The sequence below is a fragment of the Pseudomonas sp. GL93 genome (assembly GCF_003408955.1).
In the GTDB taxonomy this organism is placed as follows: Bacteria; Pseudomonadota; Gammaproteobacteria; order Pseudomonadales; family Pseudomonadaceae; genus Aquipseudomonas; species Aquipseudomonas paracarnis.
Genome location: NZ_NKRF01000025.1, coordinates 1 through 12,263, shown reverse-complemented (window position 1 = coordinate 12,263; position 12,263 = coordinate 1). Strand labels below are relative to the sequence as shown.

General features: G+C 58.8%; 10 protein-coding genes and 1 pseudogene. 5 read left to right on the top strand and 6 right to left on the bottom strand.

Going from position 1 to position 12,263, the window contains the following annotated elements:
* Positions 1 to 207: 207 nt before the first annotated feature.
* Both CER19_RS05345 and CER19_RS05340 read right to left on the bottom strand, forming a co-directional pair.
* Positions 208 to 1,677 carry a methyl-accepting chemotaxis protein gene (locus CER19_RS05345; protein ID WP_116665640.1) on the bottom strand — a complete coding sequence of 490 codons (1,470 nt, stop codon included), beginning with the start codon at positions 1,675 to 1,677 and terminating at the stop codon, positions 208 to 210.
* 96 nt (positions 1,678 to 1,773) lie between these two features.
* Positions 1,774 to 2,580, bottom strand: a complete 807-nt coding sequence (locus CER19_RS05340) for a TatD family hydrolase (RefSeq protein WP_116665639.1) — start codon at positions 2,578 to 2,580, stop codon at positions 1,774 to 1,776.
* A gap of 236 nt (positions 2,581 to 2,816) precedes the next feature.
* Here CER19_RS05340 and CER19_RS05335 point away from each other — a divergent pair, with 236 nt between their 5' ends.
* The 3 genes from CER19_RS05335 (at position 2,817) to CER19_RS05325 (ending at position 5,344) form a co-directional block, all read left to right on the top strand.
* Positions 2,817 to 4,238, top strand: coding sequence for a transglycosylase SLT domain-containing protein (locus tag CER19_RS05335; RefSeq protein WP_116665638.1), 1,422 nt, complete (start codon positions 2,817 to 2,819; stop codon positions 4,236 to 4,238).
* Between the two features lie 103 nt (positions 4,239 to 4,341).
* Positions 4,342 to 4,776, top strand: a complete 435-nt coding sequence (locus tag CER19_RS05330; RefSeq protein WP_073523419.1) for a DoxX family protein — start codon at positions 4,342 to 4,344, stop codon at positions 4,774 to 4,776.
* 259 nt (positions 4,777 to 5,035) lie between these two features.
* A complete protein-coding gene (locus CER19_RS05325) occupies positions 5,036 to 5,344 on the top strand; it encodes a hypothetical protein (protein WP_003189853.1) in 309 nt (102 codons plus the stop codon).
* A gap of 4 nt (positions 5,345 to 5,348) precedes the next feature.
* On the opposite strand, the gene CER19_RS05320 is transcribed toward CER19_RS05325, so the two are convergent.
* Genes CER19_RS05320 through CER19_RS05310 form a run of 3 tightly spaced genes read right to left on the bottom strand, consistent with a single transcriptional unit; the run spans position 5,349 to position 8,754 of the window.
* A complete protein-coding gene (locus tag CER19_RS05320) occupies positions 5,349 to 7,088 on the bottom strand; it encodes a Gldg family protein (protein ID WP_116665637.1) in 1,740 nt (579 codons plus the stop codon).
* Between the two features lie 17 nt (positions 7,089 to 7,105).
* Positions 7,106 to 7,831: an ABC transporter permease gene (locus CER19_RS05315; RefSeq protein WP_116665636.1), complete on the bottom strand. Its 726-nt coding sequence runs from the start codon at positions 7,829 to 7,831 to the stop codon at positions 7,106 to 7,108.
* Positions 7,828 to 8,754, bottom strand: a complete 927-nt coding sequence (locus CER19_RS05310) for an ABC transporter ATP-binding protein (RefSeq protein ID WP_116665635.1) — start codon at positions 8,752 to 8,754, stop codon at positions 7,828 to 7,830. The genes CER19_RS05315 and CER19_RS05310 overlap by 4 nt, the downstream gene beginning before the upstream one ends.
* Before the next feature lie 240 nt (positions 8,755 to 8,994).
* Here CER19_RS05310 and CER19_RS05305 point away from each other — a divergent pair, with 240 nt between their 5' ends.
* Positions 8,995 to 10,041: a hypothetical protein gene (locus CER19_RS05305; RefSeq protein WP_116665634.1), complete on the top strand. Its 1,047-nt coding sequence runs from the start codon at positions 8,995 to 8,997 to the stop codon at positions 10,039 to 10,041.
* A gap of 124 nt (positions 10,042 to 10,165) precedes the next feature.
* Complete coding sequence (gene greB / locus CER19_RS05300) at positions 10,166 to 10,645, top strand: transcription elongation factor GreB (protein ID WP_116665641.1); 480 nt, start codon at positions 10,166 to 10,168, stop codon at positions 10,643 to 10,645.
* Between the two features lie 38 nt (positions 10,646 to 10,683).
* Here the strand turns inward: greB and CER19_RS05295 are convergent.
* Positions 10,684 to 12,263: pseudogene (locus CER19_RS05295) on the bottom strand (ABC transporter permease); the annotation flags it as partial.

The window sequence follows — 12,263 nt, the reverse complement described above, 5'->3', positions numbered from 1 at the left end:
CGAGATCAAGAGACAGCCCCATTCATCAGGGCTCTAACGAACACCACCATCTGCAATCCCTCGCACTGTTTGATCAGGCGAGGGACTTTGCAGCGGTTGTCAGGTAAAAGAAGTCGGCGTTATGCGCGGAAATAGCGAGGAAGTTTCGTCTTAACCTCAGGTAAACCGAAGCTTGGTCGTAGGAGTCGGATTACAGCTGGAGCAGTCTTACAACTTCAACTGCCCAATCGCCTTGCTCAACTCCCCGGCCAACGTCGCCAGCTCATTGCTGGTGGTGGCCGACGCCACGGTTTGATGCACGGTGTTTTCGGTTACATCGCGAATGCTCACCACGGCGCGGTTCATTTCTTCGGCGACATGGCTTTGTTGCTCGGCGGCCACGGCGATCTGGGTGTTGCTTTCGCGCATCTGTGCCACGGCGCCGGTAATTTCAGCCAGCGCGATGCCGGCTTCCTGGGCCTGTTGCACGCAATCATCGGCCTTGAATGAGCTTTCTTGCATGAAGTCCACGGCGTCGCGGGTGCCGGCTTGCAGCGCCGAGACCATGCGGGTGATTTCGTCGGTGGAGCTTTGCACGCGCTTGGCCAGGTTGCGCACTTCGTCGGCGACCACCGCGAAACCGCGGCCCATTTCCCCGGCGCGGGCGGCTTCGATGGCGGCGTTGAGGGCGAGCAGGTTGGTCTGTTCGGCGATGCTGTGGATCACCCCGACCACGCCGTTGATTTTCTGGCTGTCTTCGGCCAGTTTCTGGATCATTTCGGCGGTCTGCTGTACGCCGCTGGACAGCCCGGCGATCGAACGTTGTACCCGGGTGACCACTGCCTGGCCGCTGCCGGCGAGAGTGTCGGCGGACTGCGACAAGTCACGGGTGGCGCCCGCGTGCTGGGCGATGTGGTAGACGGTGGCGGTCATTTCGTTGATGGCGGTGGCGGCTTGGTCGGTTTCGCTTTGCTGGCCCAGCATGCCGTGTTGCACCTCGTTCATGCTGCTGGCCAGGCGCGCGGCGCCGTCGTCCAGTTGCCGGGCGGTGCGTGCCACCGTATTGACCACGCGCTGGTAGCCGGCTTGCATGGCGTTGAAGGCACTGGCCATCTGGCCGACTTCATCCTTGCAGGCCAACGGCACCCGCGCCGACAGGTCGCCGGTTTTTTCAACGTGCAGCATCACATCCTTGAGGGTGTTGAGCTGGCTGAGCAGGAAGCGGATCAACAACTGCGAGGCGCCGAGCATGGCCAGCATCAGCACTGCCACAGCGACGGCGTAGCGGCTGAAACGTTCATTGAACACTTGGCTCAGGCTCGGCGCGTAGGCGAGGACTGCGACTTGCTGGCCGTCGGCCCGGCTGATCACCTCGGCGCCGATAAGCGGGTTTTCACCGAACAACGGCATGTGGTTGGGTTCAGTCCAGCCGTTGGCAGTGCTCAGGGCGGGCAGATCCTGGGGGATCTGGCCTTTGGAAAATGCGAGCCAGTGCTCACCCGTGGGCAAGGTTCTGTCGGCTGGCCAGGCGCTGAGCAAGCGTCCCTGGGCCTGGGCCGATGCCTGCGACGCCTGGCTGCGCGCCTGTTGTTCAAGCTGTACCGCGTACAGCACCAACAGCAGGGTGGTGATGAAGGCGACCGCATTGACGGCCCAGAATTTGTATTTGAGCGAGATATTGCTAAGCCAGGCACCCATGGAAGGTTTTCTCTGATAGCGGAAACAGTATTGGCAAGGTGCCATTATTGTGCCGCTATTCAGAAAAGCGCTTTTGACATGGGTCAATGCGCTGCATTAATCGATGGCAGGCAAGCCGAAAAAGCGGCGGGCGCAGGCGGTGCTGTGCAGCGCCAGATCCTCCACCGTTTCGTTACGGTGCAGGGCCACTTCGCGCAGTACTTCGGGCAGGTACGCCGGCTCATTGCGACCATTCTTCGGCTTGGGGCGCAGGGTGCGTGGCAGCAGGTAGGGTGCATCGCTTTCCAGCATCAGACGGCCTCGGGGAATTTCCCTTACCAGGGGATGCAGGTGGGTGCCACGGCGTTCGTCGCAGATCCAACCCGTGATGCCAATGTGCAGATCCAGGTCCAGGTAACTGAACAGTGCTGCCTGTTCACCGGTGAAGCAGTGCACCACGGCGGCTGGCAGGTGGTCGCGGTAGTCTTTGAGGATCTCCAGCAGGCGCTGGTTGGCATCGCGCTCATGGAGAAACACCGGCAGTTGCAACTCGACCGCCAGGGCCAGGTGTTCTTCGAGGACTTTTTCCTGCTGTGGGCGAGGGGAGAAGTCCCGATTGAAATCCAGGCCGCATTCACCCACGGCGCGCACTCGGCTGTCGCCCAGCAAGCTGCGCAGGCGTTGGGCGCTGTCGTTGTTCCAGTCGCTGGCAGAGTGGGGGTGAATGCCGGCGGTGCTGAACAGGCGCTGGCCGCTTTCGTCGAGTTTCACACACAGTTGCAGGGCCTGTTCGCTGCCCTCGACGCTGGTGCCGGTGAGTACCAATTGCTGCACGCCAGCGGCGTAAGCGCGTTCGAGAACGGCCGGGTGCCTCTCGTCGAAACTGGGGTTGGTCAGGTTGACGCCAATATCAATGAGTTGCATGGTGCTATCTCCGCCTGCGGCCGGAAAGCATATCAGAGCTGTAGATTGATAAGAAAAACCAAGAACTACAATGCGTTAACGCTGTCTTTGAACGTCGCAAGCGACATTGTGGTGGGCCGATTGCCTGCCACCGTGGCGCCGTTGCACGCCTTGCCAGCGCATAAAGCGCTCTGTTTCTGACCCCCAGCACTGCGTAATTTGCGCAGGCGCTGGCCAGTTTTCTTTCCGGAGAGCGGATGATCCGACCCTCGGCGTTGCTTATGTTATGCCTGACGTTGCTGCTGCCCATGGTGGCGGTCGCGCGTCTTGATGGGCCGTTGCAAGTGGCCAAGCCCGGCAAGGTCCGCGACCTGGCGCAAATTCGCTCCAGCCGCACCCTGCGCGTCTTGGTCAACCAGAGCCGCAACAGTTCCGGTGAAGTGCAGGGCCAGGCCATCGGTGTCGAATATCATCGGTTGCGCGCCTTCGAGCAGTACCTCAACGGCCATGCCCGTGATGGGCAGGCCATCAACCTCAAGATCATCCCCAAGGCCAAGGACCAGTTACTCGGTGCGCTGGCCCGTGGTGAAGGTGACCTGGTGGCGCCCGGTGAGTTGCTGGATGTGAAGGGCGTGCACAAGGTCAGCGCCAGCGCCCCGATTGTCAGCGATGTGCCGTTGTGGCTGGTGGGCGTCAAGGGTGAACGACGGTATACCAAGCTGGAGCAACTGTCGGGTCGCACGGTGACGCTGACCACCGGTAGTGCGGCGGTGGACGCTATCAGTCAGGTCAATCAAAAGCTGGCCCTGCACAAGCGCCCACCGGTGAAAGTGGAATGGGTTGACCCGAGCCTGGCGGTGGAAGATGTCCTGGAGATGGTGCAGGCCGGGATTTTTCACCTGACGATCGTGGAAAAACCGATTGCCCAACGCTGGTCGAAAATCCTGCCCAAGTTGCGCTTTGACAAGCAGGTCGTCATCAGCGAGCCAGGCGACGAGTTCTGGTTTGTGCGTCAAGACGCGTCGATGCTGCGTGCCAGCATCGATCGGTTTCTCAAGACCTATCACACGCCTTCCGACCAGGATGTGGCATTCCAGCGTATCTATCGACGCCTCTACCAGGTCCGTAACCCATTGGCGCGGGCTGACCGTCAGCGCCTGGAAAAACTGCGCCCGGTTTTGCAAAAACATGCGCGTGAGCAAGGTATGGACTGGCTGAACCTGGCGGCGTTGGCGTTTAAGGAGTCTTCCCTGGACCCAGGCGCACGAAACAGCGGCGGCCCTACCGGTCTGATGCAGATCACGCCGTCGGCGGCCCAACGGGTGGGGGTCAACAATATCGAGACGCTCGACAATAATGTGCAAGCCGGGGCACGTTACCTGGCGATGATCCGCCGCAAGTTTTTCGCCAGCCCCAAGCTCAATGAGCGTGAGCGCATGGCCTTTATGCTAGCGGCGTACAACATGGGGCCGGAGCGGGTGCAGGGCATGCGCACCGAGGCCAAGCGCCGTGGGCTTAACCCCAATCAGTGGTTCTTCCAGGTTGAACGCATTGCCATGGAGCAGGTAGGGATGGGCGGCGTCAGCTATGTTAATAGCGTCAACAAGTATTATTTGGCGTTCGATCGGGAGCGCGAGTCTCTGGAGCCGCCTGCGGCTAAAATTGCATCGCGTAAATAATCGAATTTTTAGATTTCGATTAGGCAATATTTCGGCTTTTATCATTGCTTAAACTGATTAATATAGCGGCCAACCAACCCCTACCTGAAAAAGGATTTGCCCCATGAGCCCAATGATTACCCGTGTACTGTCCACTCGCGCCGGCTATGGCCTGACTATTCTGCGCATTTTCGTCGGCATCATCTTCGCTGCCCACGGCTCGCAAAAACTCTTCGGCTGGTTTGGCGGTGGTGGCCTCGCGGGCACCGCACAATGGATGGAAAGTATCGGCCTGGCGCCGGGCACGCTGATGGCGCTGCTGTCGGGCGGTACCGAGTTCTTCGCTGGCCTGGCCCTGATCATCGGTTTGCTGGCTCGCCCTGCTGCATTGGGCCTGACCTTCTTGACGCTGGTGGCTATCTTCTCTGTACACATCCACAACGGGCTGTTCATGGCCAACAACGGATATGAGTTCGCACTGGCACTGCTCGGCGGCGCGCTGGCGGTGTTGCTGGAAGGGGCGGGCAAATTGTCTGTCGACCGCGCGATCACTCACTGATCGTTTAGCAAGCTGCACAAAAGGCCCGCTGATGCGGGCCTTTTCGTTGCCCGGGATTCTTGACACTGCCCCACCGGCTTCTCTAGGATGCTGCTCATGCGCCGATTTAAACAGCTAATTGCGGGGCGCCACTGGGACTCAATGCAGCCCGACAGAAGCACGCTTGCTCACGCAGGGCGTTCTTCGAAATACCGCTAAAGCGCTGGTTCGGTGTTGCCTCTCACCTGCCCGCAGACTTTTGAGGCAGAGACACGACACGATGAATGCACTACGCCCCCTCATACGCCTGGCCCCGATCACCGCGGACCTGACTCAACGCAATCCGAAAATCCTTCTAGGCGGCAAGCACCAGCCGACACTGCTGCGCTATCTGGATGGCTGGCCACGCCGTTCCGGTCGGCCTTCGGCGTTCCTGATCCAGTTTGTTGAGGACGGCGATTCCCTGGCCCGTTTTGCCAGCGACAGTTTCGACCTGGCAGTGATTCAGGCTCCGAGTGCCAGCAACGCCCATGAGGTGATCCACCAACTGACGCGCATTGCCCGGCAAGGGCTGATTGCCCGTCGCTGAGCGACTAGTGAAAGGTTGCCAGTGCGAGGAGCCGACGCTTGCGCTGGTACAGGAACAGTAACCCGGCAATCAGGCACAGCAGTAGCGGTAGAGGCGCGACCATCAGCCCTTTGAGCTGTCGCTCGAAACGCTGCACCGGGGCATAGGCCTGCGCCTTGAGTGCATGCAACTCGATGGGCAACTGCAGGCGCTCCTTGTTGAGTACCTGCAACTGCGTATTGGTATCCACCGCCTGGGTGATAAGCTGCGTGTGCGCTGGGTTCAACTCGCGCCATGCTTGCTCTGTCTGCTCAAGTCGTCGCTGGAGCTCAAGCGAATTTTTCCGATAAGCCTGTGCCGCTTCGTCGCGCATGTGATCCAGCCTGTGCAACGGTTGGCGCATGACACGGGGTCGAATGCGCTTGAGTGCTTCGGGCGCCGCCAGGTTATCCAATGTGTTCAATACAAACTGCGCGTTGCCGTTGCGTGCATGGCTGACCGTGTCCCCGAGCAAGTCGGTGTCGGCCACGACCACCATCTGGATCAGTTCTGCTTTTTGCAGCCCAGGCGGCTGGCCCTTGAAGCCGTCGGGAAACGCTGAGTAAGCGGGCCCTTCAACGCGCGCAGCGATCACATGACGCTGCCCTGAAGTCGCCGTTTCATCGATCAGTGAGTCGAATGTCGTCGCCAAGCCAAAGCGTTTTGCATCCAGCAGGGCCGATTGCCGTGAACTCAGTAGAAGCGGGGTCAACAGTGAACGGCTCTTGGGGGCCAGGGAAAGCGCGCCGCTGCTTGAGACCGTCACGGCGTCCAGCCCCCAGGCGCTGATATCCGTCGTAGTTATGGCCTGTGATGGAAGGTGTAGCCTGGCCGGGTGCAGTACCCGGGGCATTCCCGGGCCGGGCGTGGCTGATGAGGCATAGAGGTTATCGACCAACAGCTTATCCGCGGGCATATGGATGCCCCACGCGTTTAGCAGCCCCTCCATCCTGGCGTTCTCTGGCACGGCGTCAGCGCCCATCTCGCTCACGGGGTCGATAAACATCATCAACTGGGTGCCTTTCAATACCGATTGCTCAATGGCATATAGCGCTCGCTCAGGTAAAGCGTGCGGCTGTACGACCATCAATGTCGCGATGGATGACGGAACCTGGGCGATGTTGGCAGCTAGTTCCACCACGTTGAATTGCTCGCGCATCAACGCCAGCAACTCGCTGGCCGGTTTGTTTAACGTCAGTCCCGACAGCAGGCCGATAGTGGCACGTTCAGGGTGCCCCAACTTATAGATCAGGTGGCTGATCTCATATTCAAGTAATGGCTCGTGCTCAGGGCGGAACGCTTCGATGCGTTGGGCGCTCTGGCCAGTGCGGGTGCCGATAAGGCCAAGGAATCCTTGTGTGTCATCAAGCCCAAACAAGCTGGCTTTGTAGGCATCTTCAGAAAAGGGCGCGGGGTTAATGATATGTAAATTGATCAGGCCGTTTGCCGCTTTTTCGAACGCCTTGAGCACGTCTTCCACGCGCCGGCCATAACGTTCTAATGCCTGGCTTTTTTGCGGCGCATTGAGGGTATTGAAGTAATACAGATCCAGTGGGCTTTCAAGTGACAGCAGCAGTTGCTGCGCCCCTGGCGATAAGGTGTGGATTTTTTCTTCGGAAAAGTCCCAGCGAACAGTGGGCAGTTTGGGTACCCAGACTAGATTGAATGCCAGAAACAGCAGTGATATGACGAGAAGTGTCATACCCGCACGAAAAGCGGATCCCATCAGTGGTTTTCCTTTTCTCAGCTGTTTTTGTAATTGAGTGTGAGGGTGGTCGCAAACAGAAAAGCAACGATCATGCTGATAAAGTACAGGCTGTCCTGCAGTGTGAGCTTGCCGTTATCCATCGCGCTGAAGCGGGCAATGGGATCCAGGGACATCAGACTGTCGATAATCCATATCGGTGCTTGTTGTTCAAGTGCATCCAGTACTGACGAAAGCCCACTGGCGGTCAGCAACAAGCCGAGCGTGAAAAAGAAAATCAGCAGGCGTTGGCTCGCAAGTACACAGATGAAACAACCTACGGAAAGATAACTTCCCGCCAGTAACCAACTGGCCAGGAATTGTGAGGCGATAACGCTATTGTCAGGCGTGCCCAGATAATTCACGGCAATCACCAGGGGGAAGTTAAGCATCAGCGCAATGCCACAGACAGTCCATGCCGCGATGAATTTTCCGATCACCCGTTCCATCGAGGTGACAGGCAAGGCATTCAGGGTGTCGTAAAAGCTGGCGTTGGATTCATCCGACCACAACTGCGTCGATAAAAGGGGGACCAGCAGGAGATAGAGCCAGGGGTGCAGTTCGAAAAAAGCCTGCAAATCACTGCTGTTTCGCTCCATCCATTGGTTGGAATGCAGTCCCAGCGCTGCGCACAGTGCGAGAAAAACCGCCACGCTCAGGTAAGTGCTGGGGGCGCAGGCATAGCTGGCCAGTTGTCGTTTGAAAATGACAGGTAGCAGTCTCAAGGTGTTACCTCTTGGCTCAGATGGTGAACGACATCGTTCAGGCGACCCGGCTCCAGATTCATTGACGTGATGTTCCAGCCGCGATGGGTGATAAGCGCGTTGATCGAGGGAAAGATGGAATGCCCGGGCATGGCCAGTACCGTCACCTTGCCGGGCGCATGCCGGTCTTCCTCGATGCCTGCGACGCCGGGTAATACGGCCAACGCGAGCAAATCCAGGGGGGCGTCTGCCGCGAGGGTGACGGCCTGGAAGTGCCGGGAGCTGCGCTGTAAGTCGGGCAGCGAGGCATCGGCCACCAGGCGACCACCGGCGATAACCAAGGCACGGGTGCAGACGTCCGCCAGATCCTGGTAATGGCGGGAGGCGATGATGATGGTCATTTCCTCGCTCAGGGACTGGATGAGTGCCCGGAACTTGAGGCGTTGATCAGGACAGAGCCCTTCTGTGGGTTCGTCCAGCAGCAGCAGGCTTGGGGAATGCAGGAGCGCCTGGGCCATTGCCACTCTGCGCTTCAAACCAAGGGAAAGGACGTTGATGGGGCAGTCGAGTACGGGCAGCAGTTCCAGTCGTGCGGCTACCTGCGCCACCTGGCTGCGTTTTTCCATCCCGCTCAAACCGCGAATGGCAGCAATGAAATTGAGCATGTTTTTGACGGACATCGTGTGATGGTCGAGGCCGCCTTGGCGTTGATAGCCAATGACCTTTTTGGCTTGAATTGAGTGGGTATGGGTATTGAAGCCTTGAATAATGATTTGCCCGGCCGTCGGCTTGATCGCCCCGGCGATCAAGCTCAACAGCGTTGTTTTTCCCGCACCACTCTCTCCCAGCAAGCCCACACACTCCTGGCGCTGGGCACAGAAGGACAAGTTACTGATTAGGTGTGTTTTGCCCAACTGTTTTGTCAGGTTGCTTATCTCGATCATGGTTTTACCGAATAAGTTTTGCAGGGCGTGTGAGAGGGGCTGGCTGTAGGGGAAAGTGCTTTAAAAAGGGTACGTTCAATATGAAGGCTTGGGAACGCGAAGTATGATTAATAAGAAGAATCCTACGTTCGGCACGATAATCCGCTGAAACAATTGTTTTGTTTTGAATACTTATTAATGTCCAGATGTTTATCTGATGTTTATATAAGGTTTTCTCTTTTGTAATGAGGCCTGATTGCCATGATGCTTCTACGTACTCTTGTTCTTGAGCGCAACGATGAAGGGAAGCCCGTTAACGGCGCCTTGTTGTGCGGGTTTGCTGTGACGCAAACGGCGTCCAACTTTCTGGTGTATAGCCTGGATGAGGAAGCAGAGCCCGGCCACTCCAGGGTCTATATCGCGGCACTGCGTAAAAAGATTGACCGGTATTTCCTGGGAGGCGTTGATTCCAAAGAGGACCTGCAATTAGCCATGCAAGTCTTCAAACAGATCCTGACGATGGCAGCGGCAGCCGGCTCGAAGACAACGCCGATTGCCGAACCCCAGGTGCCCTTTCATTTCATTGATTTGAAAGGCTGCCGGTTGCCGCCTGCCAGGCCAGAGGATCATCACTCGGTGATCATCAAGAAAGCTTTGGTCATGAAGGTCATCACCTTGGGCATGTCGGCCCCGGCGTTGCCTGCGATCGAAAGCAGCGCAGTGATCGTGCCGTCCATTCGCTTCTCGTCGCAAATGGTTGCGCCGCCGCGAAATCCGCGCTCAGCCACGACTGCGCCGCAGGCTATGGTTGAAGACACCGTTGAAGAACCGGCGCGGTCGCTGGTCGCGATACCGCAGGAGCAGGTTGAGCCTAGTGCGTCGCCTGTTCCTGTTGAACAAGATGACAGTCACTTTGAGCCAAACAACCTGCGGTTGGAGCCACCCGAGCCGGAGCCCGAACCCTTGGACCCGCCTGCCCAGTTGGACCATACCTCTTTGCTCGAAATGGACAGTGCGCTGAGCAATCTGGCCAAAGTTGCCCAGGAACTGACGCAAAAAAAATGCGCGGTCCTAGAGAAGGAGCAAATGCTTGAACAGTGGCAGGCGCGATTGCAACAGCAGCAGAGCCAGTTGGAAGAAAAGGGCCGTGAACTTGAGCAGCGCCATACCTATTTGCAGGAGCAGGGACTGGAGGTCAGCCAGAAGGCCGAAAAGCTGGCGATGATGATGTTGCAGTTGTCGGGTATGCGCCAGCGTATGCAAGGCACGCTGCTTGAATTGGATCAAGTGCTGGAGGGGCATGGGTAAGGTAATGGGGCGCCGGCCTGGATACTTTCCAGGGTTCATTTATCATCATGCCCAGCCAGCCGCTGCCTGGGCATGATGCCCTGGCGTATCGGCACCATTGGACATTGCCTGGGGATGCAAGCGTTTGAGTACCAAGCTGATTACCAAAGAAGGTCATGAAGCGCTGAAAAAAGAGCTGGATTACCTGTGGCGAGAGAAACGCCCGGATACCACACGCAAAGTGACCTGGGCCGCCTCCCTGGGAGATCGCAGTGAAAATGCGGATTACCAGTACAACAAGAAGCTGTTGCGGGAGATCGACCGACGGGTGCGTTACCTGCGCAAACGCCTGGAAGACATGCGTGTGGTGGAGTACATGCCCGAGCAGGAGGGAAAGGTATTTTTCGGTGCATGGGTCGAAATCGAAAACGAACAGGGCCAGACCAAGCGTTTTCGCATCGTGGGTTATGACGAGATTTATGATCGCATGGATTACATCTCCATCGACTCACCCATGGCACGGGCCCTGCTGCGCAAGGAGGTGGACGACGAGGCAATCGTACAAACCCCCAGCGGAGAGGTGTGCTGGTGGATCACCAAGATCGAATATGTGAAAGCCGCCTGATGGCACGTACCCTTGGCTGGGTGCGTGCCATCCGGGTTTCAACCTTCGCGCAATACGGTCAGCGGGCTGGCATTCAGTGCACGACGCGTGCCGAATACCCCGGCAGCGCCAATCAGCACGGCACCGATCACGGGCAGCAGTAACAACCACGGGTGGGGATGCCACGCCAGGTCAAAGGCATAGCGGTACAGCACCCAGGTCACCAGTTCGGTGCCCAGTGCCGCCAGCAAGCCACTGACCGCCCCCAACAGACCGAATTCGATGCGTCGGGCCTTGACCAGCAACTTGCGCTCGGCACCCAAGGCGCGCAGCAACGCACCTTGGCGGATTCGTTCATCCAGGGTGGCCTGCAGGCCAGAGAACAACACTGCCATGCCCGCCGCGAGTACAAACAACAGCACGTATTCGACCGCCAACGTCACTTGGGCGAGGATGCTGCGCAACTGCTCCAGCAGGGCCTCGACCTGCAGGATAGTGACCGCCGGGAAGGCCCGTGACAGGTCGACGATCTGTTGGTCATGGCCGGGAGCCAGATAGAAGCTGGTGAGGTAGGTCGCGGGCAGATCCTTCAAGGTGCCCGGTTGGAAAATCATGAAGAAGTTGGGCTGGAAGTTATCCCAGTTGATGGTGCGCAGGCTGGTGACCCGCGCTTCACGGTTTTCCCCGCCGATGGTGAACAACAGATGGTCGTTGAGCTTGAGCTTCAAGCTCTCGGCCACTTTGGCTTCCACCGACACGCCAGGAACCCCGTCAGTGGGTTGCGCCGACCACCAGGTACCTGCCGTCAGGACGTTACCCGCTGGCAAGTCGGCTGCCCAAGTCAGGCTCAGGTCACGTTGAGTGGCACGGTCGCCACTGGAGTCCTTGCTGACAATCTCCTGCACGGGTTCGCCATTGATACTGATCAAGCGCCCCGGTACCACCGGGTAGAGCGGCGCTGCTTGTGCCTGTACGTCCAGCAGGCGGGTGCCAAAGGCATCCTTGTCGGCTGGCAGGATATTCAGGGCGAAGTAGTTGGGCGCATCCTTGGGTAACTGGTTTTGCCAGGTGTCGAGCAATTCTCCCCGCAACAGCGCGATCAACCCCATGGACAACAGGATCAAGCCAAAGGCCAGGGATTGGCCTGCCGCCGCCAACGGGTGACGCAACAATTGGCCCAGGCCCAGGCGCCACGGCAGGGAGGCACGAGCCAGTAACCGCCGCAGGCTCTGCAGCAACAACAGCAGCAAGCCGCCCAGGAGCAGCGCAGCAACTACACCGCCGCCGAGTAACGCGAAGGTCAATACCAGGTCCAGGCTCAGGCGCCACATGATCAGGCCCAAGGCAAACAGCGCCGCGCCGTAGACCATCCAAGTGCTTGAGGGAATAGGCAGCAAATCGCGGCGCAATACCCGCAGCGGCGGTACTCGACCCAGTGCGGCCAGCGGCGGGGGGGGGGAACCGGCGGGGGGGACCCACCCCGGGGCCAACCCCCCCCCCGGCGGGGGGAAACCCCCCCGCGGGGCGGGGGGGGGGGGGAAGGCGGGGGGGGGGGAGAAGAAGGCCAAATTGGCCCGCCAACCCGGGCGGGGGCCCAGCCAGGGCCGCCAGGAAGCCCAGAGAGCCCCCTGTCGGCGCG